This window comes from Streptacidiphilus alkalitolerans, from assembly GCF_042511045.1.
GTDB classification, from domain to species: Bacteria; Actinomycetota; Actinomycetes; order Streptomycetales; family Streptomycetaceae; genus Streptacidiphilus; species Streptacidiphilus alkalitolerans.
This window is the reverse complement of the sequence record NZ_JBHEZX010000001.1, coordinates 817,051-843,276: the sequence shown is the minus strand read 5'-3', so window position 1 is coordinate 843,276 and position 26,226 is coordinate 817,051. Positions and strand designations below refer to the sequence as shown.

At 73.3% G+C, this 26,226-nt stretch carries 21 protein-coding genes; 16 read left to right on the top strand and 5 right to left on the bottom strand.

The window, feature by feature from the left end; all coding sequences use genetic code 11:
* The first annotated feature begins 25 nt into the window (after positions 1-25).
* The 3 genes from ACEZDG_RS03760 to ACEZDG_RS03750 all read left to right on the top strand — a co-directional run bounded on the left by ACEZDG_RS03760 (position 26) and on the right by ACEZDG_RS03750 (position 4,108).
* On the top strand, positions 26-922 hold the full coding sequence (locus ACEZDG_RS03760; protein WP_380502181.1) for an NAD kinase: 897 nt from the start codon (positions 26-28) through the stop codon (positions 920-922).
* Positions 923-1,141: 219 nt separating this feature from the next.
* Positions 1,142-2,845, top strand: a complete 1,704-nt coding sequence (recN, locus tag ACEZDG_RS03755) for a DNA repair protein RecN (protein ID WP_380502179.1) — start codon at positions 1,142-1,144, stop codon at positions 2,843-2,845.
* Positions 2,846-2,968: 123 nt separating this feature from the next.
* A complete protein-coding gene (locus ACEZDG_RS03750; RefSeq protein WP_380502177.1) occupies positions 2,969-4,108 on the top strand; it encodes a glycosyltransferase family 4 protein in 1,140 nt (379 codons plus the stop codon).
* Between the two features lie 77 nt (positions 4,109-4,185).
* On the opposite strand, the gene ACEZDG_RS03745 is transcribed toward ACEZDG_RS03750, so the two are convergent.
* Together ACEZDG_RS03745 and ACEZDG_RS03740 are read right to left on the bottom strand one after the other, a co-directional pair.
* The gene (locus tag ACEZDG_RS03745) at positions 4,186-4,860 is read right to left on the bottom strand and encodes an HAD-IA family hydrolase (RefSeq protein WP_380502175.1); all 675 of its coding nucleotides are present in this window, start codon (positions 4,858-4,860) and stop codon (positions 4,186-4,188) included.
* Positions 4,861-4,914: 54 nt separating this feature from the next.
* Entirely contained in the window at positions 4,915-6,840 is a 1,926-nt protein-coding gene (locus tag ACEZDG_RS03740; RefSeq protein WP_380502173.1) for a glycoside hydrolase family 15 protein, read from the bottom strand.
* 394 nt (positions 6,841-7,234) lie between these two features.
* Here ACEZDG_RS03740 and ACEZDG_RS03735 point away from each other — a divergent pair, with 394 nt between their 5' ends.
* From ACEZDG_RS03735 to ACEZDG_RS03685, 11 genes are all read left to right on the top strand, one after another.
* Positions 7,235-8,923: a CTP synthase gene (locus tag ACEZDG_RS03735; protein WP_380502171.1), complete on the top strand. Its 1,689-nt coding sequence runs from the start codon at positions 7,235-7,237 to the stop codon at positions 8,921-8,923.
* Between the two features lie 102 nt (positions 8,924-9,025).
* Positions 9,026-9,673 (top strand): NUDIX domain-containing protein, encoded by a 648-nt coding sequence (locus ACEZDG_RS03730; RefSeq protein WP_380502169.1) that lies wholly within the window; start codon positions 9,026-9,028, stop codon positions 9,671-9,673.
* A gap of 73 nt (positions 9,674-9,746) precedes the next feature.
* Positions 9,747-11,975: a tetratricopeptide repeat protein gene (locus tag ACEZDG_RS03725; protein WP_380502167.1), complete on the top strand. Its 2,229-nt coding sequence runs from the start codon at positions 9,747-9,749 to the stop codon at positions 11,973-11,975.
* 215 nt (positions 11,976-12,190) lie between these two features.
* Positions 12,191-13,306 carry an alanine dehydrogenase gene (ald, locus tag ACEZDG_RS03720; protein WP_380502165.1) on the top strand — a complete coding sequence of 372 codons (1,116 nt, stop codon included), beginning with the start codon at positions 12,191-12,193 and terminating at the stop codon, positions 13,304-13,306.
* 452 nt (positions 13,307-13,758) lie between these two features.
* The gene (locus ACEZDG_RS03715; RefSeq protein ID WP_380502162.1) at positions 13,759-14,895 is read left to right on the top strand and encodes a ParA family protein; all 1,137 of its coding nucleotides are present in this window, start codon (positions 13,759-13,761) and stop codon (positions 14,893-14,895) included.
* Positions 14,880-15,407 carry a hypothetical protein gene (locus ACEZDG_RS03710; RefSeq protein WP_380502160.1) on the top strand — a complete coding sequence of 176 codons (528 nt, stop codon included), beginning with the start codon at positions 14,880-14,882 and terminating at the stop codon, positions 15,405-15,407. The genes ACEZDG_RS03715 and ACEZDG_RS03710 overlap by 16 nt, the downstream gene beginning before the upstream one ends.
* A gap of 58 nt (positions 15,408-15,465) precedes the next feature.
* Complete coding sequence (locus ACEZDG_RS03705) at positions 15,466-16,323, top strand: segregation and condensation protein A (protein ID WP_380502158.1); 858 nt, start codon at positions 15,466-15,468, stop codon at positions 16,321-16,323.
* A 332-nt stretch (positions 16,324-16,655) separates the two neighbouring features.
* Positions 16,656-17,273: an SMC-Scp complex subunit ScpB gene (gene scpB / locus ACEZDG_RS03700; protein ID WP_380502251.1), complete on the top strand. Its 618-nt coding sequence runs from the start codon at positions 16,656-16,658 to the stop codon at positions 17,271-17,273.
* A gap of 61 nt (positions 17,274-17,334) precedes the next feature.
* Positions 17,335-18,486, top strand: coding sequence for a pseudouridine synthase (locus tag ACEZDG_RS03695; protein WP_380502156.1), 1,152 nt, complete (start codon positions 17,335-17,337; stop codon positions 18,484-18,486).
* A 27-nt stretch (positions 18,487-18,513) separates the two neighbouring features.
* A complete protein-coding gene (locus tag ACEZDG_RS03690; RefSeq protein ID WP_380502249.1) occupies positions 18,514-19,089 on the top strand; it encodes a TetR/AcrR family transcriptional regulator in 576 nt (191 codons plus the stop codon).
* A 74-nt stretch (positions 19,090-19,163) separates the two neighbouring features.
* Entirely contained in the window at positions 19,164-20,657 is a 1,494-nt protein-coding gene (locus tag ACEZDG_RS03685) for an MFS transporter (protein ID WP_380502155.1), read from the top strand.
* A 31-nt stretch (positions 20,658-20,688) separates the two neighbouring features.
* Here the strand turns inward: ACEZDG_RS03685 and ACEZDG_RS03680 are convergent, their stop codons facing one another.
* Both ACEZDG_RS03680 and ACEZDG_RS03675 read right to left on the bottom strand, forming a co-directional pair.
* A complete protein-coding gene (locus ACEZDG_RS03680) occupies positions 20,689-21,072 on the bottom strand; it encodes a DUF952 domain-containing protein (protein WP_380502153.1) in 384 nt (127 codons plus the stop codon).
* Positions 21,073-21,179: 107 nt separating this feature from the next.
* Positions 21,180-22,412, bottom strand: a complete 1,233-nt coding sequence (locus ACEZDG_RS03675; protein ID WP_380502151.1) for a glycoside hydrolase family 6 protein — start codon at positions 22,410-22,412, stop codon at positions 21,180-21,182.
* Between the two features lie 159 nt (positions 22,413-22,571).
* Here ACEZDG_RS03675 and ACEZDG_RS03670 point away from each other — a divergent pair, with 159 nt between their 5' ends.
* A complete protein-coding gene (locus ACEZDG_RS03670; protein ID WP_380502149.1) occupies positions 22,572-23,693 on the top strand; it encodes a M24 family metallopeptidase in 1,122 nt (373 codons plus the stop codon).
* 20 nt (positions 23,694-23,713) lie between these two features.
* Here ACEZDG_RS03670 and ACEZDG_RS03665 read toward each other — a convergent pair whose 3' ends face one another.
* The gene (locus ACEZDG_RS03665; RefSeq protein ID WP_380502148.1) at positions 23,714-25,126 is read right to left on the bottom strand and encodes an aminotransferase-like domain-containing protein; all 1,413 of its coding nucleotides are present in this window, start codon (positions 25,124-25,126) and stop codon (positions 23,714-23,716) included.
* On the opposite strand from ACEZDG_RS03665, the gene ACEZDG_RS03660 reads away from it, so the two are divergent.
* Positions 25,125-26,105, top strand: coding sequence for a DMT family transporter (locus tag ACEZDG_RS03660; protein WP_380502146.1), 981 nt, complete (start codon positions 25,125-25,127; stop codon positions 26,103-26,105). The genes ACEZDG_RS03665 and ACEZDG_RS03660 overlap by 2 nt on opposite strands.
* The last annotated feature ends 121 nt before the right edge of the window (positions 26,106-26,226 follow it).

Below are 26,226 nucleotides of genomic sequence, written 5' to 3'. Positions count from 1 at the left end.
GTCCCGGCACGCGCTGGAGGAACAGATGAGTGACCGTACGGTCTTCCTGCTCGCGCACACCGGCCGCGAGGAGGCGCTGCAGAGCGTCGAACAGCTGGTGGAGGGGCTGCTCGAAGCCGGGATCCGGCTTCGGGTGCTCGCCGCGGAAGCACCTGACATGGGCTTTCCGGCCGGGGTGGAGGCGGTGCCGACCGGCCCCGGCGCGGCGGAGGGCTGCGAGCTGATCCTGGTGCTGGGGGGCGACGGCACGCTGCTGCGCGGCGCCGAGCTGTCCCGTGAGTCCGGGGTGCCGATGCTCGGGGTGAACCTGGGCCGGGTGGGCTTCCTGGCCGAGGCCGAGCGCGAGGACCTGCAGAAGGTCGTCGAGCGGGTGGTGGACAGCGACTACGAGGTCGAGGAGCGGATGACCCTCGACGTGGTCGTTCGAACGGACGGCCGGATCGTGCACCGCGACTGGGCGCTGAACGAGGCCTCGGTGGAGAAGGCATCCCGCGAACGCATGATCGAGGTGGTGACCGAGGTCGACGGTCGGCCGGTGTCGACCTTCGGCTGCGACGGGGTGGTCTGCGCCACACCGACCGGGTCCACGGCCTACGCCTTCTCGGCCGGCGGGCCGGTGGTCTGGCCGGAGGTGGAGGCGCTGCTGATGGTGCCGATCAGTGCGCACGCGCTGTTCGCCAAGCCGCTGGTGACCTCGCCGGACTCCGTGCTCGCGGTCGAGGTGCAGGCCAGGACCCCGCACGGGGTGCTGTGGTGCGACGGGCGGCGGACAGTGGAACTGCCGCCGGGCGCGCGGGTGGAGGTCCGCAGGGGCGCCATCCCGGTCCGGCTGGCCCGGCTGCACCGGGCCCCGTTCACCGACCGGCTGGTGGCGAAGTTCGCTCTGCCGGTCACCGGGTGGCGGGGCGCGGCGGAACGCTGAGCAGGTCGGGTGCGCCGGGTGCGGTCGGCTTCGCCGCGCGGTCCGGCGGACCACTACGCTCAGTCCTACGCAGGACCGACGCAGGACCTGTTGGGCGGGGGCCCACTGCTCCCCGCGTGTCTCCGATATATCTCCGCAGAGGGGCCAGAGGGGCTAGTGAGCACTCGCCGAGAGGAAACGGTGCAGGTCAACGGCATGAAACGGCCCCGCCTCGAAGAGATGCGGATACGTGCACTCGGGGTGATCGAGGACGCCGTGGTCGAGTTGTCGCCCGGGTTCACGGTGGTGACCGGCGAGACCGGCGCGGGCAAGACCATGGTGGTGACCAGCCTGGGCCTGCTGCTGGGCGGACGGGCCGACCCCGGTCTGGTCCGCACCGGCGCCGAGCGGGCCGTGGTCGAGGGCCGGGTGGCCTTCGCCGAGGGCACGCCCGCCGCGCAACTGGCCCTGGACGCCGGGGCCGAGCTGGACGACGGCGCCCTGCTGATCAGCCGTACGGTCTCGGCCGAGGGGCGCTCGCGGGCGCATGTCGGCGGCCGTTCGGTGCCGGTGAGCCTGCTGGCCACGCTGGGCGAGGACCTGATCGCGGTGCACGGCCAGACCGACCAGCAGCGGCTGCTGCAGCCGGCCCGGCAGCGCGGCGCGCTGGACCGCTACGCCGGTGGCACGGTGGCCGAGCCGCTGGCCGAGTACCAGGCGGCCTTCCGGCGGCTCCGCGAGGTCACGGCACGGCTGGACGAGCTCACCACCCGGGCCAGGGAGCGGGCCCAGGAGGCCGACCTGCTTCGCTTCGGCCTGGACGAGGTCGCCGCGGCCGAGCCGGTCGCGCACGAGGATCTGGAGCTGGCCGCCGAGTCCGAGCGGCTCGGACACGCCGACGCCCTCTCCTCGGCCGCCAACCAGGCCCACGCGGCGCTGGCCGGCGACCCGTCCGACCAGGACGCGGTGGACGCCGGGACGCTGCTGGCGCAAGCCCGGCGGGCGCTGGAGTCCGTGCGCGGGCACGACCAGCGGCTGGCCGCACTGGCCGACCGGCTGGTCGAGGTCGGCTATCTGCTCTCCGACATCGGCGGCGACCTGGCCGGGTACGCGGACGACCTGGACGCCGATCCGGCGCGGCTGGCCGCGGTGGAGGAGCGGCGGGCGGTGCTGTCGCACCTGGTGCGCAAGTACGGGAGCCCGGACGGCGGTCTCGACGAGGTGCTGGCCTGGGCCGAGAGCGCTGCTCTCCGTCTGACCGAGCTGGACGGCGACGACGACACGATCAGTGCTCTCGAAGAAGAGCAGCGCTCTCTTCATGAAGCAGTGTCCGCACTTGCCGCGCAGCTCACCGAGGCCCGGCACGCCGCCGCCGAGGACTTCGCCAAGGCGGTCACCGCGGAGCTGACCGAACTGGCCATGCCGCACGCCCGGGTCAGCTTCGGGATCACCCCCGCCGCCGACTTCGGCCCGTACGGCGTGGACGAGGTCGAGGTGCTGCTCGCCCCGCACCCGGGCTCGCCGCCGCGTCCGATCGCCAAGGGCGCGTCCGGCGGTGAGCTGTCCCGGGTGATGCTCGCCGTCGAGGTGGTCTTCGCCGGGGCGGACCCGGTGCCGACCTACCTCTTCGACGAGGTGGACGCCGGAGTCGGCGGCAAGGCCGCGGTCGAGGTCGGCCGCAGGCTGGCGCGGCTCGCCCGCACCTCGCAAGTGATCGTCGTCACCCACCTGCCCCAGGTCGCCGCGTTCGCGGACCGGCACCTGGTGGTGGAGAAGACCGTCGACGGCACGGTCACCCGCAGTGGCGTGACCACGCTGAGTGACGCGCAGCGGGTCAGGGAGCTGTCCCGGATGCTGGCCGGTCTCGAGGACTCGGAGCTGGGCCGCGCCCACGCCGAGGAACTGCTCGCCGCCGCCCGGACGGTGGCGCCGCCGAACGGGTGAGCGGTCCCGGACGGAGCAGTGCCCGGGGCTGCTGCCGACTGTCCAAGACCGGGCCCGAGCTGGCATTGTTGTGCCGCGCCGGCCCACCGGCCACCGACTACCGCAGGGGAGAAGAACCGGACCGTGGAGCACACCTCGGCAGCCCCCACCGGAGAACTGCACGCCGTCCTCGTCCTGGCGGGCAGTTCCGGCGGCATCGGCGCGCACGTCCGCTCGCTGGCCCAGGGGCTCAGCGCGCACGGACTCGAGGTCACTGTCTGCGGTCCGGCCGAGACCGACGAGCTGTTCGGCTTCTCCGCCTCCGGCGCGCGGTTCCACCCGGTGGAGATCACCCCGACCCCGGGACCACGCACCGACGCCGCGGCGGTCGGCGAGCTCCGCCGGGCCTTCGCCCGCGCCTCGCTGGTGCACGCCCACGGCCTGCGGGCGGCGCTGCTGTCCGACCTCGCGCTGCGCACCGCCCGGGCCGGCACCCCGCTGGTGGTCACCTTCCACCACGCCAACCTGGCGACCGGGGTCGAGCGGCGGCTGCTGCGGCTGATGGAGCGTCGGGTGGCCAAGTCGGCCGACCTGGTGCTCGGCGCCTCCTCCGACCTGGTGACCCGGGCCCGCGGCCTGGGCGCGGCCGACGCCAGGCTCGGCCCGGTCGCGGCCCCGCCGCTGCCGGTCCCGGTGCCCGAGCGCAGCCGCGAGGAGATCCGCAGGGCGCTGCTCGGCAGCAGGGAGCGGGCCGACCGTCCGGTGGTGCTCGCGGTGGGCCGACTGGTGCCGCAGAAGAACTTCCACCTGCTGTTGGACGCGGCCTCCGGCTGGCGCGGCGGCGAGGAGCCGCTGCTGCTGATCGCCGGCGAGGGCCCCGAGCAGGGGGCCCTGCGGGCCCGGATCAAGTCGGAGAAGCTGCGGGCCAAACTGCTGGGGCACCGGTCCGATGTGAGGGAACTGCTGGTCGCGGCCGACCTGGTGGTGATCCCCTCGCGCTGGGAGGCCCGTTCGCTGGTCGCCCAGGAGGCGCTGCGGGCGGGGGTCCCGCTGGTCGCCACCGCGGTGGGCGGGCTGCCCGAACTGGTCGGCGACGCCGCGGTACTGGTCCCTCCGGGGGATCCGACGGCCCTGGCGGCGGCGGTGTCCGGGCTGCTGGCGGACGCCGACCGTCGCCGTGTGTTGGCCCTGGCGGGGCCTCAGCAGGCTTTGACCTGGCCTGATGAGGCCGCGACGGTGGCTCAGGTGCTCAGTGTCTACGACGAACTGACGGGGGAGCGCTGAAGGTGGGCGCGAGGGTGCGGGTCGTGGGTGGTTTTTCGCGCAGTTCCCCGCGCCCCTAGCGCCGTGCCTGGTGGGCCTTAGGCGGTGATGGTGAGGGTCAGGGTGCCGTCGGCCTCGGTGACGGTGACCTGGTGCAGGGAGTCGACGGAGACGGTCGCGCCGTAGCCGGTGGTGGCCGGGCCCACGCCGATGACCTGCATGCCGGCGGCGAGCCCCGCGGCGACGCCGGCCTCGGAGTCCTCGAAGACCAGGCAGTCGGCCGGGTCGATGCCGAGCAGCTTCGCGCCGAGCAGGAAGCCCTCCGGGTCGGGCTTGCTGAGGGTGACGTGCTCGGCGGTGACCGCGACCGGCGGCAGCGCCAGTCCGGCCGCGCCCATCCGGGCCCGGGCCAGGGCGTCGTCGGCCGAGGTGACCAGGGCGTGCGGGAGGCCGCCGAGCGAGGCGAGGAACGCCGCCGCGCCGCCGATGGCGACCACGCCCTCGGTGTCGGCCGTCTCCTGGGCCAGCATCCGGGCGTTCTCCTCGTGGTTCTGCTCCATCGGGCGGTCCGGCAGCAGGATCGCCATGCTGGCGAAGCCCTGGCGGCCGTGCACCACCTCCAGCACCTGGTCGCCGTCCAGGCCGTACTGGAGCGCCCAGGCGCGCCAGACCCGTTCGACGGCCGGTCCTGAGTCGACCAGGGTCCCGTCCATGTCGAGCAGCAGGGCGCGTCCGGTCAGGGTGGTGACGGCGGCTGTCGGGGTGGCGGGCATGTGACTCCTTGGAAGGACCGAGGTTTGTTCCTCAATCATACAAAGGAGCGCGGCTCACATGCCGGGCAGTCCGCCGCAGGCGTTGAGGCGCAGGGCGGTGTCGATCAGCGGGACGTGGCTGAACGCCTGCGGGAAGTTGCCCACCTGGCGCTGCAGCCGGGGGTCCCACTCCTCGGCGAGCAGGCCCACGTCGTTGCGGATCGACAGCAGCTTCTCGAACAGCTGCCGGGCCTCGGCCACCCGGCCGATCATCGCCAGGTCGTCGGCCAGCCAGAACGAGCAGGCCAGGAACGCGCCCTCGTCGCCGGGCAGGCCGTCCAGGCCCTCCTCGCCGCCGCTGGTGGGGTAGCGCAGCACAAAGCCGTCGGGGGTCAGCAGTTCGCGCTGGATCGCCTCGATGGTGCCGATCACCCGCTTGTCGTCCGGCGGCAGGAAGCCCACCTGCGGGATCAGCAGCAGCGAGGCGTCCAGCTCCTTGGACCCGTAGGACTGGGTGAAGGTGTTGCGCTCCCGGTCGAAGCCGTTCTCGCAGACGTCCTCGTGGATGTCGTCGCGCAGCTGCCGCCAGCGCTCCAGCGGGCCCTCGTGCGGGGTCTCCTCGATCATGCGGATGGTGCGGTCCACCGCGACCCAGGCCATCACCTTGGAGTGGACGAAGTGCCGGCGCGGGCCGCGCACCTCCCAGATGCCCTCGTCCGGGTCGCGCCAGTGCTGCTCCAGGTAGCCGATCAGCCGCAGCTGCAGCAGGAAGGCGTGGTCGTTGCGGGCCAGGCCGGTCATATGGGCCAGGTGCAGCGCCTCGACCACCTCGCCGTAGACGTCCAGCTGGAGCTGTTCGGCGGCGCCGTTGCCGATCCGGACCGGGCCGGAGCCCTCGTAGCCGGGGAGCCAGTCCAGGGTGGCCTCGGTGAGTTCCCGCTCGCCGGCGATCCCGTACATGATCTGCAGGTTCTCCGGGTCGCCGGCCACCGCCCTGAGCAGCCACTCGCGCCAGGCGCGGGCCTCGTCCCGGTAGCCGGTGCGGAGCAGCGAGGAGAGGGTGATGGTGGCGTCGCGGAGCCAGGTGAAGCGGTAGTCCCAGTTGCGGACGCCGCCGATGTCCTCCGGCAGCGAGGTGGTGGGGGCGGCGACGATGCCGCCGGTGGGGGCGTAGGTGAGGCCCTTCAGGGTGATCAGCGAGCGGACCACGGCCTCCCGGTAGGGGCCCTGGTAGGTGCACTGGGAGGCCCAGTCGAGCCAGAACTCCTCGGTGGCGGTCAGCGCCTCCTCGGCGTCCGGCTGGTCCGGCGGGCCCAGGTGCGAGGGCTGCCAGGTGAGCGCGAAGGCGATCCGCTGGCCGGCCTGGACGGTGAAGTCGGCGTAGGTGGTGAGGTTGCGGCCGTAGGTCTCGGCCTCGCCGTCCAGCCAGACCGAGTCGGGCCCGGCGACGGCGACGGTGCGGACGTTCTCCGGGTTCGCCGGGTCCTCGACCTTGTGCACCCAGGGCACGATCCGCCCGTAGGAGAAGCGCATCCGCAGCGCCGAGCGCATCCGCACCCGGCCGCTGACGCCCTCGACGATGCGGATCATCTGCGGGACCGCGCCGCGCTCGGGCAGTCCGCGCGGCGGCATGAAGTCGATCACCCGGACCGTTCCGCGCGGGGTGTCCCACTCCTGCTCCAGGATCAGCGAGTCGCCCCGGTAGCGGCGCCGGGTGGCCGGCTGGGCCGGGGCGGCGGCGGTCGGCGGCAGGGCCCGGAACTCGCCGGTGCTGTCGAAGCCGGTCGGGAGCGGCAGCGGCGGCACGACCGGCTGCTCCGGGACCGGGTCGGCCGGGCCGATCCGCCAGAAGCCGTGCTCGTCGGTGCCGAGCAGCCCGGCGAAGACGGCCGGGGAGTCGAAGCGGGGCAGGCACAGCCAGTCGACCGAGCCGTCCCGGCTGACCAGGGCAGCCGTCTGCATGTCGCCGATGAGTGCGTAGTCCTCGATGCGGGCGGCCATGTGGATCTCCAGTTCACGCGATGAACAACACGGCGTCGCCGGTGCGGGGAAGTGCGGGGAGGGGGGTTGTGTGGGGGAGTCTGCTCGCGGAGGAGTGGTGTCCCCCGGCGATCTTCCGCCGATCCGTCAGGCGCTGTGATGCGTCCGGGATCTGTGTGGTTCCTGAATGGGGAACGCGTCCGTGCAGGATACGACGTCCGGCAGGGTGGGTGGGAACTCCGTGATCGTGGCGCGCCGCCGAGCAGCGCCGGGAGCACGATCACGCCGGGTGACTGATAGGCTGGTACCCCGTGGACTGGTGCTAGGCACCGCCGCCAACCCACCCCCTCAGTGTCTCCTGGGGGCCAGGGTCCGGCCGCCACCGACGTGAAGACGCAACCACGGGAGCCCCCTCTTGGCACAGCCCCATTCCGCCGTAAGCCGGAACAATACGACGACCAAGCACCTCTTCGTCACCGGGGGCGTCGCCTCCTCGCTCGGCAAGGGGCTCACCGCCTCCAGCCTCGGGGCTCTGCTGAAGGCGCGCGGACTGCGGGTCACCATGCAGAAGCTGGACCCGTACCTCAACGTCGACCCCGGCACCATGAACCCGTTCCAGCACGGCGAGGTCTTCGTCACCGACGACGGCGCCGAGACGGACCTGGACATCGGCCACTACGAGCGCTTCCTCGACACCAACCTGCACGGCTCGGCCAACGTCACCACCGGCCAGGTGTACTCCACGGTGATCGCCAAGGAGCGCCGCGGCGAGTACCTGGGCGACACCGTGCAGGTCATCCCGCACATCACCAACGAGATCAAGTCCCGGATCCGCCGGATGGCGACCGACGACGTGGACGTGGTGATCACCGAGGTCGGCGGCACCGTCGGCGACATCGAGTCGCTGCCCTTCCTGGAGGCGGTCCGCCAGGTCCGGCACGAGGTCGGCCGGGACAACGTCTTCTTCGTGCACGTCTCGCTGCTCCCCTACATCGGCCCCTCGGGCGAGCTCAAGACCAAGCCCACCCAGCACTCGGTGTCGGCGCTGCGCAGCATCGGCATCCAGCCGGACGCGGTGGTGCTGCGCGCCGACCGCGAGGTCCCGCAGGCCATCAAGCGCAAGATCTCGCTGATGTGCGACGTGGACGAGGAGGCCGTGGTCGCCGCGATCGACGCCAAGTCGATCTACGACATCCCCAAGGTGCTGCACTCCGAGGGCCTGGACGCCTATGTCGTCCGCCGGCTCGGCCTGGCCTTCCGCGACGTGGACTGGACCGTCTGGGACGACCTGCTGCGGCGGGTGCACGAGCCCGAGCACGTGGTCAAGGTCGCGCTGGTCGGCAAGTACATCGACCTGCCCGACGCCTACCTGTCGGTGACCGAGGCGCTGCGGGCCGGCGGGTTCGCCAACCGGGCCAAGGTCGAGATCAAGTGGGTCACCTCGGACGACTGCAGGACCCCGGCCGGCGCCGAGGAGCAGCTCGGCGACGTGGACGCGATCTGCATCCCGGGCGGGTTCGGCGACCGCGGCGTGGACGGCAAGGTCGCCGCGATCACCTACGGCCGGGAGAAGAAGATCCCGCTGCTGGGGCTGTGCCTGGGCCTGCAGTGCGTGGTCATCGAGGCGGCCCGGAACCTGGCGGGGCTGCCCGAGGCCAACTCCACCGAGTTCGACCCGGCGGCGCAGCACCCGGTGATCTCGACCATGGCCGAGCAACTGGAGATCGTGGACGGCAAGGGCGACCTGGGCGGCACCATGCGGCTCGGGCTGTACCCGGCGAAGCTCGCCGAGGGGTCGATCGTCCGCGAGGTCTACGGCGGCGAGCAGTACGTGGACGAGCGGCACCGGCACCGCTACGAGGTCAATAACTCCTACCGGGGCGAGCTGGAGAAGACCGGCCTGGTGTTCTCCGGGCTTTCGCCGAAGGGCGACCTGGTGGAGTACGTGGAGTACCCGCGCGACGTGCACCCGTACCTGGTGGCCACCCAGGCGCATCCGGAACTGAAGTCCCGGCCGACGCGGCCGCATCCGCTGTTCGCGGGGCTGGTGGCTGCCGCCGTGCGTCGCCAGCAGGGCGAGGGTGCTCCCGCGGCGTCGGAGTAGGCGCCCGGGTCGGCCCGGGTAGCTGTTCGCGCAGTTCCCCGCGCCCCTACGTGGTTGCATGGCTGGGCACTGAACTTGAGCGCGGCAACATGGAGGCTTGGGATGCGGCGGGAAGCGGTTGTGGACAGTCCGGAGGAGTGGCCGGTGACGTCCTCGCGGACGGCGTTCCACGGGAAGGTCTGGGACATCCTCACCGAGGAGGTGGTGATGCCGGACGGCGTCGTCGCCGCCCGCGACTTCCAGCGGCACCCCGGCGCGGTCGGGGTGCTCGCGCTGGACGAGCAGCGCCGCGTCCTGCTGGTGCGCCAGTACCGGCACCCGGTGCGGCACCGGCTGTGGGAGCTCCCGGCGGGCCTGCTCGACGTCCCCGGGGAGAACCCGCTGCACGCCGCGCAGCGCGAGCTGTACGAGGAGGCGCACGCCAAGGCGGGGGACTGGAGGGTGCTGATCGACTTCTACAGCTCCCCCGGCGGCTCCTCCGAGGCGCTGCGGATCTTCCTGGCCCAGGACCTGGCCGAGGCCGACGGCGAGCGCTTCCAGGCCGAGCACGAGGAACTGGACCTGGAGGTCGACCGGGTCGACCTGGACGAGCTGGTCCGGCTGGTCCTGGCCGGGGAACTGCACAACGGCGCGCTGGTCGCCTCGGTGATGGCGGCGAAGGTCGCGCTGGACAGCGATGTGTACGGGGACGCGGGCCTGCTGGGCCTGCGACCGGCCGACTCGCCCTGGCCCGCGCGTCCGTTCGAGTGAGTGTGCGGACAACCGCGGGACCGACCGGGCACAGCTGCGGAGCCGCGCCCGGTCGGTGAACTACGCTGCGCAGGTGGCTGCAGCACAGACGGCACAGCAGAACCGCCCGCTCGGCAGATCCGGCACGCCCGGCCGTCTCCGAGCCCAACTCCCTGAGGACTCCCCCTACTTCACCGGTCGGCTGGCGGAACTCGCGCAGCTGAGGGACGAGGTGGGACGGCCCGCGCTGGGGTCGCAGCCGGAGGACGGCGCCGACCGGTCCAGCCGGGTGCTGCTGGTCGCCGGGCGTCCCGGATCCGGGCGGACCGCGCTGGCCGTGCGCTTCGCCCGCAGCGTCGCGGAGGACTATCCCGACGGCTGCTTCTTCGTCCGGATGAGCGCCCCGGACGGGGCCCCGGTCGGCGCGGGCGACGCGGCCCGGCTGCTGCTCGGGGCGCTGGGCGAGCCGCGCGGCGCGCTGGGCCCGGACGGTCCGGCGGACGACGAGGCCGACTGCGCCACCCTGCGCGAGGTGCTGGCGCAGCGTCAGGTGCTGCTGGTGCTGGACGACGTGCAACAGGCGGACCAGGTACGGGCGCTGCTGCCGCAGGGGCCCGGCTGCCTGGTGGTGGCGGTCAGTTCGGGGCCGCTGACCGGTCTGGCCGACGCCCGGCCCTGTGTGATCGGCGGCCTGGACCTGGCCGCCGCGACGGCGGTGCTGGTCGGCCTGGCCGGGGACACCAGGATCGTCTGCGACCCGGTGGCCGCGCGGACCCTGGCCGAGGCGCTGGCCTGCCACCCGACCGCGCTCGGCCTGGCCGGCGGCTGGCTCAGGGCCAGGCCGCGGGCCTCGGTCACCGATGTGCTGCGGCTGCTGTCGGCGCCCGCCGCGGCCGTGCCGGTGGTCGCGCCCCGGGTGGAGCTGGAGAAGCAGCCCGGCGCGGCGGATCCCGGACCCGAGCCGCTGCGGCGGGCCTTCGAGCTGGTCCACGCCGGGCTGCCGGCCAACGCCGCCCGGCTGCTGCGGCTGCTGACCCTGGCCCCGGACGGGGTGGTCGACCCCCGTACCGCGTCCGCGCTGCTGGGCTGCCCGGTCGACGCCGCCGCGGTCCATCTGGCCACCCTGGCCGAGCAGCAGCTGCTGCGGGCCGCCACCGCGCCCGGCGACGACCCGGGCCCGCACCGGTACCGGCTGCCCGGCTGCCTGCGCCCGGCGCTGCTGGCGCTGCTCGCGGCGGACCGCGCGTCGGAGACCGATCTGGCCCGGGCCCGGCTGCTGGAACGGCTCACCCGGCTGCTCACCGCCTGCTGCCAGCTGCTCGCCCCACCCGCCGGCCCGCTCCGCGGCCCCGCGGCCGAGCCGCTGCCGGGCCCGCTGCGCTTCCACGGCCAGGCCGAGGCCTGGACCTGGCTGGACACCGAGCTGCCGGTGCTGCGCGCCGCCGTCCGCACCGCGCAGGCCGACGGCGCGCTGGACGGGGTGGCGATGCGGCTGTCCACCGCGCTGGTGCGGGCGCTGCCGCTGTGGGCGGGCTCCGCCGCGCCGGTCGCGGCCGACCTCTACGCCCTGCACACCACCGTGCTGGAACTGGCGCTGCGCGGCGGGTTCCCGCGCCAGCAGGCCGCGGCGCTGGTCAACCTGGGCGACCTGCACGCCGCCGCCGGGCAGCACGTCCGGGCGCTGGAGCGGTACCGGTCCGCGCTCGGCCCGGCCAGGGCCGTCGACGACCAGACCGCGGTGGGCCGGATCCTGGAGGCGGTCGCCGGGGCCCACCGGGCCTCGGGGGACCTGGTCCGCGCCGCCGACTGGTACGGCAGGGCGCTGGCGCTGCGCCGCAAGCGCGGCGAGCGGCAGGACGAGCTGCGGCTGCTGGGACGGCTCGCGGCGACGCACACCGCGCAGGGACGGCTGGGGGACGCGCTGCGCGACTACCGCGCGGCGGCGGCGCTGCACCGGAAGCTGGGGGACGAGGTCTCGGCGGTGGGCGCGGTGCTGGGCGCGGCCCGGGTGCAGGAGCTGGCCGGGAGCACCGAGCAGGCGCTGCGGACCCAGCGCGAGGCGCTGGCCGCCGCGCGGCAGTGCGCCGAGCCCGCGGCGGCGCTGCGGCTGCAGGTCCAGGTGCTGCAGCGGATGGCCGAGGTGCTGGAGCGGGCCGGGGACCCGGGCGGCGCCCGGGTGCAGCGGGCGCAGGCGGCGGCGCTGGAGGCCGGGCCGGGGGCCGGACCGGGTGCGGAGCCGGCGGCCGGGCCCGTCGAGGGGGCCGTTCCGGGCCCGTCCGACGAGGTCGATACGGGCGATGAGCCGGGTATGTCCCGATCCTGACCGGGTAGGAGTAAGGCGTCCTATCAGCTGATTGTTTCGAGAGATAGTCGCGCAAGCCTACGAAACTGCCAACCAATCGGTTTCATTTGGTCACATTGGAAGGCTGGCGCATCGCCCAGGCTTCATTACACTCGGAAGAGCCGCAACCAGTGCGCGGCCACCCTTCGGCGTATCCGCCGTCGGGGATCCCCCATGTGCAAGGGACGTGTTTAGCCGTGAAGGTCGGCATCCCCCGCGAGGTCAAGAACCACGAGTACCGCGTGGCGATCACGCCCGCAGGCGTTCACGAGCTGGTCCGCAACGGGCACCAGGTCGTCGTGGAGCAGAACGCCGGCGCCGGTTCGTCCATCCCCGACGCCGAGTACGTCGCGGCCGGCGCCGAGATCCTCGGCACCGCCGACGAGGTGTGGGCCGCCGCCGACCTGCTGCTCAAGGTCAAGGAGCCGATCGCGGAGGAGTACCACCGGCTCCGCAAGGGCCAGACCCTCTTCACCTACCTGCACCTCGCCGCCTCCCGGGAGTGCACCGACGCGCTGCTGGCGTCCGGCACCACCGCCATCGCCTACGAGACCGTGCAGACGGCCAACGGCGCGCTGCCGCTGCTCGCGCCGATGTCCGAGGTCGCGGGCCGGCTGGCCCCGCAGGTCGGCTCGTACCACCTGATGCGCCCGGCCGGCGGCCGCGGCACCCTGCCCGGCGGCGTCCCCGGCACCCACGCGGCCAAGTGCGTGGTCATCGGCGGCGGCGTCTCCGGCTGGCACGCGGCGACCATCGCCATCGGCATGGGCTACGACGTGACCCTGCTGGACCGCGACATCAACAAGCTGCGCGAGGCCGACAAGATCTTCGGCAACCGGATCAAGGCCATCGCCTCCAACGCCTTCGAGCTGGAGAAGGCCGTGCTGGAGGCCGACCTGGTCATCGGCGCGGTGCTGATCCCCGGCGCCAAGGCCCCCAAGCTGGTCACCAACGAGCTGGTCTCGCGGATGAAGTCCGGCTCGGTGCTGGTGGACATCGCGATCGACCAGGGCGGCTGCTTCGAGGACTCCCGGGCCACCACGCACGCCGAGCCGACCTTCCCGGTCCACAACTCGGTCTTCTACTGCGTGGCCAACATGCCGGGCGCGGTCCCGAACACCTCCACCTACGCGCTGACCAATGTGACGCTGCCGTACATCGTCGAGCTCGCCAACCGCGGTTGGAAGGAGGCCTGCGCGCGGGACGAGGCGCTCGCCAAGGGCCTCAACGCGCACGAGGGCCAGCTGACGTACGGTCCGGTCGCCGAGGCGCACGGTCTGCACGCCGCGGATCTGGCCGAGGTGCTGGCCTGAACCGCCGCTGAAGCCTGAAATACCCCTGAAGGGGGCGTGACCCCGGCGGTTGAACGCCGGGCTCACGCCCCCTTCAGGCATTGGGTTCAGCGCTAATGTCGACACATCGTCAACTTGGTGCCGATGAATGTCACTCCCGTGCCGGGAGTGCCCGGGATGGTCAGAAGGGCTGTGATACCGCCTGTTCTCTGGCATCGTGGCGGTGTGCGGGTGCGCTTCTGGCCATCGCGTCGTGATCTAGTCATATCGACATGTTGGTTCGTGCATCACTGGTGTGGTGGTTGACGCTACTGTGTCGTTGCTAGGCTGCGGCACGGCACATGCCGCCCAGTGGAGGGGGCACAGCCCCAGAGCCCCACCAAAAGTTTCCGGTGTCAACGGCGGTCGCCAAGGAGGTAAGACGACTTGTGAATGAGTCGACATTTGCTCCCGGGGGTGGTCAGCCAGGACTGGTGCAGGACGGCACCGGTCTCTCCGGGGAGGACTCGGCGGACGTGCGGACCTTTGACGCCCGTCGCTCGGGACCCGAGTACGACGCCCACACCTACCCGGGCCAGCAGCCCGGTCCCTACGAAGCAGGCGCTCGCAACGCCGAGGTCCAGGACGGCTCCGCGTTCCAGGCGGTCGAACCCGGCCTGGTCTACGCCGAGCTGCCGGACGGTCAGTTCTACGACCCCGACGCCGAGTACGAGCCCGACCCCGAGTACGCGGCCACCCTGGCCCCGGACGCCGCCCGCCAGCGCCGCGAGCGGGTGGGCCCGACCGGCCGCCCGCTGCCGTACTTCCCGATCCCCTCGCCGCTGACCGAGCACGGTCCGGCGAAGATCGTCGCGATGTGCAACCAGAAGGGCGGGGTCGGCAAGACCACCTCGACCATCAACCTGGGCGCCGCGCTGGCCGAGTACGGACGACGGGTGCTGCTGGTCGACTTCGACCCGCAGGGCGCCCTCTCGGTCGGCCTCGGGGTCAACCCGATGGAGCTGGACCTCACCGTCTACAACCTGCTGATGGAGCGGGGCCTGACGGCCGACGAGGTGCTGCTGAAGACCGCCGTGCCCGGCATGGACCTGCTGCCCTCCAACATCGACCTCTCGGCCGCCGAGGTGCAGCTGGTCAGCGAGGTGGCCCGGGAGTCCGCGCTGGCGCGGGCGCTCAAGCCGCTGCTGCCGGACTACGACTACGTCATCATCGACTGCCAGCCGTCGCTCGGGCTGCTGACGGTCAACGCGCTGACCGCGGCCGACAGCGTCATCGTCCCGCTGGAGTGCGAGTTCTTCGCCCTGCGCGGGGTCGCGCTGCTCACCGAGACGATCGAGAAGGTCTGCGAGCGGCTCAACCCGGACCTGCGCCTGGACGGCATCCTGGCCACCATGTACGACTCGCGCACGGTGCACAGCCGCGAGGTGCTGGCCCGGGTCACCGAGGCGTTCGGCGACCACGTCTTCCACACCGTCATCGGCCGTACCGTGCGCTTCCCGGAGACCACGGTGGCCGGCGAGCCGATCACCACCTACGCCTCCAACTCGGTCGGCGCCGCCGCCTACCGCCAGCTCGCCAGGGAGGTGCTCGCCAGGTGCCCCGTCGAGTGAGCCTCCCGGGAGCGGACGAACTGTTCCGGACCACCGGGGGGATGTCGCTCACCCCCGCACCCCGTTCGCCGGAATCCGGCCAGCCCCGGGAGACCAGGGAGGGCCGCGAGGCGCGCGAGTCCCGCGAGGGGCAGCCGGCCGACGCGGCGGGGGAGCACGGAGCGGCCCAGGCCGAGCCGACCGCCCCCGCGCAGCGGCAGCCCGGCGGCCAGCCCGCCGCTCAGCACAACGGCGTCCCCGCCCCGGCGGGGGAGGCCGCGGCCCGGCGCAAGCCGCGCGGCGGCGGCCGTTCCCGCCCGACCGGGCGCGAGCGGCACGAGGAGAAGATCACGGTCTACGTCTCCGCCGAGGAGCTGATCGACCTGGAGCACGCCCGGCTGGTGCTCCGCGGCGAGCACGGGCTCGCCGTCGACCGGGGACGGATAGTGCGCGAGGCCGTCGCGGTGGTGCTGGCGGACCTGGAGCAGCGCGGCGAGGCCAGCATCCTGGTCCGGCGACTGCGCGGTCGCTGAAGCGGTCCCGGCCGGGTCGTGCCGACCCGCTGTCGCCGGTCCCCCTTATGGTGTTCGCGTGAGCGCACCTGTCCTGCCCGCCCACCTGGAGGAGCCCGAGCTCGAGGCCGAGCCGCCGGGTGGCTTCCAGGTGCACCTGGACAACTTCGAGGGGCCCTTCGACCTGCTGCTCGGTCTGATCGCCAAGCACAAGCTGGACGTCACCGAGGTCTCGCTGTCCCGGGTCACCGACGAGTTCATCGCCCACATCAGGGCCATGGGCGCGGACTGGGACCTGGATCTGGCCAGCGAGTTCCTGGTGGTCGCGGCCACCCTGCTGGACCTCAAGGCGGCCCGGCTGCTGCCGGTCGCCGAGCTGGAGGACGAGGAGGACCTCGCCCTGCTGGAGGCCCGCGACCTGCTGTTCGCCCGGCTGCTGCAGTACCGGGCCTACAAGCAGATCGCGACCCTGTTCAACGAGCGCTGGGCGGCGGAGCAGCTGCGCCGCCCGAGGACGGCCGGGCTGGAGCCGCAGCACGCCGCGCTGCTGCCCGAGGTGGTGATCAGCATCACCCCGGAGGGCTTCGCCCGGCTGGCCGCCAAGGCGTTCGAGCCCCGGCCGAAGCCGGTGGTCTACGTCGAGCACATCCACTCCTCCCGGGTCAGCGTCCGGGAGCAGGCCGCGCTGGTGCTGGAGCGGCTCCGTGAGCTGGGACAGGCGAGCTTCCGCACCCTGACCGAGGACGCGCCGGACGTGCTGACCGTGGTCGCCCGGTTCCTGGCGCTGCTGGAGCTCTACCGCGAACGGGTGCTCCTGTTCGACCAGCCGGAGGCGCTGGGGGAGCTGCTGGTGCAGTGGATCGGCGAGGAGGGGGCAGAGATCGAGGTCAGTGAAGAGTTCGACGCGGCACCTGAGCAGAAGGGTGAGGACGGATGACCAGCAGTGACGAGGAGCAGAGCGGCCTCCCGCCGCAGGCCGGCGCCGGCCGTCGCCGGCTCGGCATGCCGGGCCGGCCGCGTCCGGGGGAGTACCTGGAGAACACCTGGATCGAGCCCGACCCGGTGCAGCCGGACCCGGTGCCGGCACCGGGCCCGCAGCCGGTGCCCGAGCCGTTCCCGCAGCCCACGCCGGAGCCCGACCCGGTCCCCGGGCCCGTCCCCGAGCCCCCGCCGGAGCCCGTGCCGGGGCCGAGCCCGATCCCGGACCCGGTGCCCGCGCCGCCGGTCCCGCCGCTGCAGCCCCGGCCGCCGGTCCCCGATCCGCAGCCGCTGCCGCTGCCCGAGCCGGGCCCGCTGACCGCGCTGGACGTGGTGGAGCTGAAGCCCGCGCTGGAGGCGATCCTGATGGTGGTCACCGAGCCGACCACCAGCGCCCACCTGGCCCAGGTGCTGGAGCGGCCGAAGCGGGCGGTGGACCGGGCGCTGCGCGAGCTGGCCGCCGAGTACACCGAGCAGGGCCGCGGCTTCGAGCTGCGCTTTGTCGCCGGGGGCTGGCGCTACTACAGTCGGGTGTCCTGCGCTCCGGCCGTCGAGCGCTTCGTCCTGGACGGCCAGCACGCCCGGCTGACCCAGGCCGCGCTGGAGACCCTGGCGGTCATCGCGTACCGGCAGCCGGTGTCCCGTTCCCGGGTATCCGCCGTCCGTGGTGTGAACTGTGACGGTGTCATGCGTACCCTGGTACAGAGGGGTCTGGTCGAGGAGACCGGGTCCGAACCGGAGACGGGAGCGATCCTGTACCGGACGACGAACACATTTTTGGAACGGATGGGGCTGCGCGGCCTGGACGAGCTGCCGGAGCTGGCCCCCTTCCTGCCCGAGGCCGACGACGTGGAAGCGGACTCGCAGGAGGGCTCCGCGATCGCCGAGGCGGTCGCTATGAGCAGGTGAACAGGCAGGCGCACCCGCCCTGGGACGCGGCCCCGACGACGGATCGACAACGGACTTCTTGATGCGTAGCGGTAACGGTAACGGCAGGAACAGCAGTGGTGGCGGCGGCAGCGCCGGGAGCGGTTCGCGTGGCGGGAGCCAGCGCGGCGGTAGCAGCAGTGGCGGCACAGGGCGTGGTGGCGCGGGGCGCGGGAGCGCCGGGCGCGGTGGGGCGCAGGGCAACAGCAAGCGGGAGAGCGGCAGCGGCTGGGACAAGGAGCCGCCCCGTCCCGAGCAGCGGTCGTACGACCGTCCCGAGTTCGGCGCGCGTCCGGCCGGCCAGGGGCGCTCGATCGGCCAGATCCGCCCCGGCGGTCTCGGCGGCGGCGCGGGCGCCAGGCGCGGCCCGGCCAAGCCGGTGCGCTCGCGCGAGCTGCAGGCCAAGGTGGAGGACGCGGTCCGCGCCCGCCACGACAAGCCCGCGGTCAAGCTGCCCAAGACCCACGGCGAGCCCGAGGGCGAGCGGCTGCAGAAGGTGCTCGCGCGTGCGGGCATGGGCAGCCGTCGCGCCTGCGAGGAGCTGATCGACCAGGGCCGGGTCGAGGTCAACGGCGAGCGGGTGCGCGAGCAGGGCAAGCGGGTGGACCCGCAGCACGACGAGATCAAGGTGGACGGCCTGACCGTCGCCACCCAGTCGTACCTCTTCTTCGCGCTGAACAAGCCGGTCGGCGTGGTGGCGACGATGGAGGACCCGGACGGCCGGCAGTGCCTCGGCGACTACGTCAACAACCGGGAGACCCGGCTGTTCCACGTGGGCCGCCTGGACACCGAGACCGAGGGCATCATCCTGCTCACCAACCACGGCGAGCTGGCGCACCGGCTGACCCACCCCAAGTACGGGGTCACCAAGACCTATCTGGCCGCGATCCAGGGCCCGATCCCGCGCGACCTGGGCAAGCAGCTGGCCAAGGGCATCGAGCTGGAGGACGGCTGGGCCCGCGCCGACAGCTTCAAGGTGGTCCAGAACGTCGGCAAGAACTACCTGGTCGAGATCAGCCTGCACGAGGGCCGCAAGCACATCGTGCGCCGGCTGCTCTCGGAGATGGGCTACCCGGTCGAGAAGCTGGTCCGGGTGCAGTTCGGCCCGATCCCGCTGGGCGACCAGAAGTCCGGCTGGCTGCGCCGCCTCACCAACCCCGAGGTCGGCCAGCTGATGAAGTCCGTCGGCCTGTAGAGCGCAGGGCAGCAGATGACCGCGACGGTGCGCCGTACCCGCCTCAGTGACGAGCGGGAGGCCGAGCTGTACCGGGCCGTGATCGAGCTGGTGCTCGAGGTCGGCTACGAGGCGATGACCATGGACGCCGTCGCGGCCCGGAGCAGGTCCAGCAAGGCGACCCTGTACCGGCAGTGGGAGGGGAAGCCGAAGCTGGTCGCCGCGGCGATGCGGCACAGCAGGGCGCCGGTGGCGGAGGACATCGACACCGGCAGCCTGCGCGGCGACCTGCACGAGCTGGCCCGGACCATCGGCGAGGGCGCGGAGCACGACACGGTGTTCATGAGCGCGGTCGGGCATGCCGCGCACAGCAATCCCGACCTGGCGCTGGCGCTGCGGGAGATGCTGATCGACCCGGAGCTGGCCCGGCTCTCGGTGCTGCTGGGGCGGGCGGTCGCCCGGGGCGAGGTGCGCGACGACGCCCCGGCGGCCGAGTTCTTCGCGCACACCCTGGTGGGGGCGATGATGGCGCGGAAGGTCCTGGAGGACAGCTTCGCGGACGCCGACTTCCTGATCCGCTACATCGACGCGGTGGTGCTTCCCGCGTTCGGCGTCACCAGCTAAGCGAAACGGTTGCGTTTCGATAGGTCGCGTTATACCTTAGCTCCGTACGAAACCGTTTCGTTCGGAGAGAGGCCATGACCCAGACATCGATCGACGCCCGCGTCGACACCCCGCCCCGCGCCGCGGACGCGCCCGCGCACCGCTGGTGGGTGCTGGCCGTCATCGGCCTCGCCCAGCTGATGGTCGTCCTCGACGCGACCGTGGTGAACATCGCCCTGCCCTCGGCGCAGCACGCCCTGGGCTTCTCCGACAACGACCGGCAGTGGGTGGTCACCGCCTACTCGCTGGCCTTCGGCAGCCTGCTGCTGCTCGGCGGCCGGCTCGCCGACCTGGTCGGCCGCAAGGTGGTCTTCCTGGTGGGTGTGGGCGGCTTCGCCGCCGCCTCCGCGCTGGCCGGCGCGGCCGGGAACTTCGAGGTCCTGGTCGCCGGACGGGCGCTGCAGGGCCTCTTCGGCGCGATGCTCGCCCCCGCCGCGCTGTCGCTGCTCAACACCACCTTCACCGACGCCAAGGAGCGGGCCAAGGCCTTCGGCATCTTCGGCGCCATCGCCGGCGCGGGCGGCGGCATCGGCCTGCTGCTCGGCGGACTGCTCACCGAGCACCTCAGCTGGCGCTGGACCCTCTATGTGAACCTCTTCTTCGCGGTGTTCGCGCTGGCCGGCGGCCTGGCCCTGCTCAAGCGCGGCGCCCCCGCCAACCGCCCCAAGCTGGACCTGCCCGGCACCCTGCTGGTCTCGGCCGGACTGTTCGGCCTGGTCTACGGCTTCTCCAACGCCGAGAGCAAGCACTGGTCCTCCCCGCAGACCTGGGGCTTCCTGCTGGCCGGCGGCCTGCTGCTGGCGCTGTTCGGCTGGTGGCAGACCCGGGCCGAGCACCCGCTGCTGCCGCTGCGGGTGCTGCTCGACCGCAACCGCGGCGCCTCCTTCCTGGTGGTGGCGATCTCCGGGGCGGGCATGTTCGGGGTGTTCCTGTTCCTGACCTACTACCTGCAGGTGTCGCTGCACTACAGCCCGGTCAGCACCGGGCTCGCCTTCCTGCCGATGATCGGCGCGCTGATCGTCACCGCGCAGCTGTCCACCATCGTGCTGATCCCGAGGTTCGGTCCGAAGCCGGTGGTCCCGCTGGGGATGGCCATGGCGGCCGGCGGCATGGTGCTGCTCACCGGTCTCGGCCTGCACAGCGGTTACGCCGCGAACGTGCTGCCCGCGCTGCTGCTGACCGGCCTCGGCCTCGGCCTGGTGCTGCCCCCGGCGATGAGCCTGGCCACCGACCGGATCGGCGCGCAGGACGCCGGGGTGGCCTCGGCGGCGGTCAACACCATGCAGCAGATCGGCGGCTCCATCGGCACCGCGCTGCTGAACACCCTGGCCGCCAGTGCCGCCACCGCCTACGCGACCAGCCACGGACGCACTCCGGAGGTGCTGGCCCAGGCCCAGCTGCACAGCTACGCCACCGCCTACTGGTGGTCGGCCGGATTCTTCGCGGCGGGCATGGTCGTCGCCGGTGTGCTCTACCGCCGCGGCCGGGTCACGGTCGACCCGGACGCCCCGGTGGCCGTGCACATGTGACGCACAGTCAGTAATGAGCCGGCGGCCGGGCTCAGCTCCAGGGGATGAGCTTGGCCCACTTCCCCGAGTGGTCCCGCTGGACCTCCAGCATCCCCACCACCGCGCTGCGGTTGACCGGGCCGTAGATGTGCGGGAAGAGGACGGTCGCGGCGGTGCCCGGCGGCGGGGCCGGGACCGCGGCCTCCCAGCGGACCGGGGAGTCGAGCGCGTCCTCGTCGATGAGCAGCACCATCAGCGGGCCCTGGGTGTGCGCGAAGCGGTCGTTGGCCACCGTCAGCACCGGGCTGTCCTGCTGGTCGGGGGAGTCCGGCTCGGGGGAGCAGTGGATGAAACCCTCCAGCGCCAGCGAGGCCGTGGCGTAGGGGCGGTCGGGGTGCGCCAGCCAGCCGTCGAGCGTCGTCAGATGGAGAATCATCTCCCAGTTGTACCCTCCCCTCCCGGCGCCCACAAGTGACCTGCTGATCACTCGTGGGCGCCGGAGCGGGAGGTCGGCGCATGTGCCCGGCGGCTGCTCCCAGTTGCTCAGTCGAAGGGTGCGAGGTTGAAGCGCAGCGCCGGTGCGGCGGTCCTGGCCAGGCCCAGGGCCTGGGCGGGCCACCACACCCCGGCGGCCGGGTCGGTGCTGCCGTACTCGGGGTCGGCCGGTCCCGCCGTACCGCGGGTGCAGCTGCCGTCGGACTCGCCGGGGACCTTGATCCAGAGGAAGGCGTCCAGCAGCGGCACCCCGGTGTCCGCGGTCGGACGGGTGCCGAGACCGCGTCCGGGCGGGTTGCACCAGGTCTGCGGGTCGCCGGTGTACGTGCCCGCGGCCGGGGTCCACGGGCCCTGGCCGTTGCGGCTGCTGTCGATGACGAAGTGCGGCAGCGGGACGCCGGCCGGGACGTGGGCCGAGTACCAGGCGTCGGCGTCGGCGGCGGGCCAGTACTGGTTGGCGCAGTCGTCGGCGGAGGCGCCCGCGGTGTGCTGCAGGTACCAGGTGCACTGGGCGACCTCGGTCCCGTAACGGGTGAGGTCGGCGTCGGTCTGGTAGTTGGAGACATTGAGGAAGAAGCCCTGGGCCCGGGAGACCCCGGCCTGGAGCAGGAGTTGGGCCTGGGTGCCGACGTTCTGCCAGGCGCTGTGGCCGCCGTCCAGGTAGACCAGGGCGCCGGGTTGCTGCTCCAGCCGGTCGACGGCGGCGTTCAGCTGGTCCAGCCGGTCGGTCTGCTGCTGGGCGGTGCCGCCGCAGTAGGCGGGGCTGAGCGCCAGGCCGTCCGGTTCCAGCACGACCACGGTGCGGTGGCTGCCGATGCCGGCGGCCAGGGCGTTGATCCAGGCCGCGTAGTCGGCGCTGGTGGCCGCGCCGCCGGCGGAGTACTGGGCGCAGTCGCGGCCGGGGATGTTGTAGGCGACGGCGACCGGCACCTGGTGCGCCAGGACGGCCTTGGCCTGCAGTACGGCCATGTCGTGGGTGGTCGTGGCCGGGGCCGCGGTGCCGTTGAACCACTGGGCGACCGGCCAGGAGGCCAGTTCGGCCATGGTGAGGGCGTCCTTGAGCCGGCCCGCCTTGAGATCGGTGAGGGCCTGGGCGGCGGCCTTGCTGCCGGGGTCGACGAAGAAGCGGCTGCCGGCGGGGAGGGTATGAGCGGCGGCGGCGGCCGGTCGCGGGGCGGCACCGGCGGCGCTGGCGGGGCCCGCGCCCAGGCCGACCACCGCGGCCAGGGCTGCCAGGGCGGTGAGCAGTGGCTTCGACCGGAGATATGGGAGCGCTTCCATGGAAGTGAGGCACCAGACCTTTCAGCGAGTGGGCTTCGGCGCTGAACATCAAGCCAGCGGCGGCGTTTGACGTCAAGGGATTGAACGGGAGCGCTCCCAGATTTTTTCGACGGAACGGGTTCTGTGGCAGCCGGTGCGCCGTCGTGATGGACTGCGGGTATGGCCCATGACGCTGCGCTGTACCCCGCCGACCGGATCGCCCGCGCCCAGAAGGCCGCGGCCGACGCCGGACTTGACGCCCTGTTGGTGTCCCCCGGTCCCGACCTGCGCTATCTGACCGGCTACCAGGCGCTCCCGCTGGAGCGGCTGACCTGCCTGGTCGCGCCCGCGAGCGGGGAGCCGTTCCTGGTCGTGCCGCTGCTGGAGCAGCCGGCCGCGGAGGCCTCGCCGGTGGGCGGTCTCGGGATCGAGATCGTCGGCTGGCAGGAGACCGAGGACCCGTATGCGCTGGTCGCCTCACGGCTGCCGTCCGGCGGGGCGCTGCGGCGGGTGGGCCTGGACAACCACATGTGGGCGGAGAAGGTCCTGGCCTTCCGGGCCGCGCTGCCCGGGGCGGAGCAGGCGCTCGCCGGGGAGGTGCTCGGGGAGCTGCGGATGCGCAAGTCCGCCGCCGAGGCCGAGGCGCTGCGGCAGGCGGGCGCCGCGATCGACGCCGTGCACGCGGCGGTGGGCGACTGGCTTCGGCCCGGGCGTACCGAGCGCGAGGTGGGCGAGGACATCGCCGACGCGATCATCGCCGCGGGCCACGCCACGGTGGACTTCGTCATCGTGGGCTCGGGGCCGAACGGGGCCAGCCCGCACCACGAGGTCTCCGACCGGGTGATCCGGGCGGGCGACCCGGTGGTGGTCGACATCGGCGGCACCATGCCGTCCGGCTACTGCTCCGACTCGACCCGCAACTACTGCGTGGGCGAGGCCCCGGCCGACTACCTGCGGGCCTTCGAGGTGCTGCTGGCGGCGCAGACCGCGCAGTGCGAGTCGGTCCGGCCCGGCCTCACCGCCGAGCAGTTGGACGCGGTCGGCCGCGACCTGATCACCGAGGCCGGCTACGGCGAGCGGTTCATCCACCGCACCGGCCACGGGATCGGTCTTGAGACCCATGAGGAGCCCTACATCGTCTCCGGCTCGGCCCGCCCGCTGGAGCCGGGCATGGCCTTCTCCATCGAGCCCGGCATCTACCTGCCGGGCCTTTACGGGGCCCGGATCGAGGACATTGCCATCTGCACCGAAGCAGGCGGTGAGCGGCTCAATCTGACGCCGCGTGAGCTGCGGATCCTCTGACCCTCCCGCGCCTGCCCGTGCTACCCGCCCCCGGCCAGTACCTGCTTCAGCAGCCTTGCCCCGTCCGTCAGTTGCTGGACGCCGGGCACGCCCGAGTAGCTGATCCGCAGGTGCGGGGCCGGGGGCTCGGCCGGGTAGTAGGCCTGGCCGGGGGTGACCGCGACCCCGGCCCGGAAGGCGGCGGCGGTGAGCGCGGTCTCGTCCGCGCCCTCGGCCAGCCGGAGCCACAGGTGGTATCCCCCGTAGGGGATGTGATGCGGCGTCAACTCACGGGTGAAGGCCAGCCTGCGGTCGCGCAGCGCGGTGGCGACCGTGCGCAGGTGGGTGCGCCAGGCCGGCGCGGCGACCAGTTCCAGCGCGGTCTCCTGGAGCGGGCGGGGGACGAAGAAGCTGTCCACTGCCTGCAGCGCCCGCAGCCGTTCGAACGCCGGCCCGCGGGCGCTGATGGCGGCGATCCGCAGGCTTGGTGAACTCGCCTTGGTGAGCGAGCGGATGTGCACCACCACGCCGTCCGGGTCGTCCGCGGCCAGCGGTTGCGGCAGCGGCGGCGCGTCGGCGTGGACCAGCTTCCGGGCGAAGTCGTCCTCGACCACAAAGGCCCCGGCGGCGCGGGCGATCCGCAGCACCTCGACCCGTCGCCGCGGTGCCAGCACCGCCCCGGTCGGGTTCTGGAACAGCGGCTGGCAGACGAACACCCGGGCCCCGGTCGCGGCGAAGGCGTCCGCCAGCAGGTCGGTCCGCACGCCCTCGGCGTCCATCGGCACCGGGACCGGGCGCAGCCCGGCGGCGCGGGCGATGGCCAGGATGCCGGGGTAGGTCGGCGACTCGACCAGCACCGGCGCGCCCGGGGGCGCCAGGGCGCGCAGCGCGGTGCTGAGCGCGCTCTGCCCGCCCGCGGCGACCAGCACCTCAGCCGCGCTCAGGGTGTGCGCGGGGCCGGCGATGTCGGCGGCGAACCAGGCCCGCAGCTCGGGCAGGCCCTCGACCGGCGGACGGCTCCAGGTCCCCGGCCGCCGCCCGGCCCGGGCCAGCGCGGCGGCCAGGGCCCGCTCGGGCTGCAGCGAGGGGTGCAGGTAGCCGCCGCTGAGGTCGATCACATCCGGCGGCGGGACGGTGAGCGTGGCCAGCACCCCGGCCGCGTCCACCCCGCGCGAGCCCGCCCCGGCGCTGAGCGCCACCTGCTGCCAGGACAGGTCGCCGGCGCGGCCGGCCGGGCCGCCGTCCCGGCGGACCCGGAACACCCCCGCGCCCGGCCGGGACACCACCAGGCCCTCGGCGGCGAGCACGGCGACCGCCCGGGAGACCGTGCCGGGGCCGACCTGGTACTCGCCCATCAGCGCGCGGCTGGACGGCAGCATCCGGCCGTCCGGGTAGCGCTGGAGCTCCCGGCGCAGGGAATCCGCCAGGGCGGCCACACTGCTACGCTCATTCATGAGAGATCATGATAGCGCTACCGTCTCTTTCCTGGACTCCGGTAGCGGTGGGGCGACCCTGGCCGGCCTCGGCGTGCTCACCTTCTCCTTCAGCTTCCCCGCCACCGCCTGGGCCCTGGACGGCGGCCACGGCCTCGGCCCCTGGACGGTCACCGGCGTCCGGGGCGTGCTGGCGGCGCTGCTCGCCCTGGCCTGCCTGCGTCGCGGCCGGGTGCCGGTACCGGAGCGGCGGCACTGGCGCGGGCTGCTGGCGGTGGCGCTGGGCTGCGTGGTCGGATTCCCGCTGCTGACCACGCTGGCCCTGCAGACCTCCACCTCGGCGCACTCCGCCGTGGTGATCGGGGTGCTGCCGCTGGCGACGGCCGCCGTCTCGGCCGCTCTCGGCCGTACCCGGCTCTCGCCCTGGTTCTGGGGCGCGGCGGGGGTTGGGGCGCTGGTGGTCGCGGTGTTCGCACTGCGGCAGAACCACGGGCGGCCGACCGCCGCCGACCTCTGCCTGTTCGGCGCGCTGCTGGTCTGCGCCGTCGGCTACGCGGAGGGCGGCCGGCTGGCCCGGGAGCTGCCGGGCTGGCAGGTGATCGCCTGGGGCGTGGTCGCGGCCCTGCCGGTGACCGCGCTGACGGCGGCGGTCGCGCTGGCGGTGGAGCCGGTCGGGCTGACCGCCCACGCGCTCACCGGGATCGGCTACCTGGCCGCGGTCTCCCAGTTCGGCGGCTTTGTGCTCTGGTACCGGGGGATGGCGGTGATCGGCGTGCCCCGGGCGAGCCAGCTGCAGCTGGCACAGCCGCTGCTGACCCTGCTCTGGTCGGTGCTGCTGCTCGGCGAGCGGCTGCCCGCGTCCGCGCTGGTCGCGGCGGTGCTGGTGCTCGGCTGCATCGCCACCACCCAGCGGTTCGGCCGCAGGGCGCCCGAGCCGGGGAAGGCCCTCGGCGTCTCAGTCGGCGGACCTGCGGTTCCACATGGCGGGCAGTCGGATTAGTGTGACCGGGTCGGACCAGGTGGTGGGGCGCTTCGCGGGGGGCGTCCCACCACCTCGCCCGCACTCTCCCCCCGGCCGATCGGGTCGGCCTGCGCCCCGACCCGATCCGCACGGCCGCCGG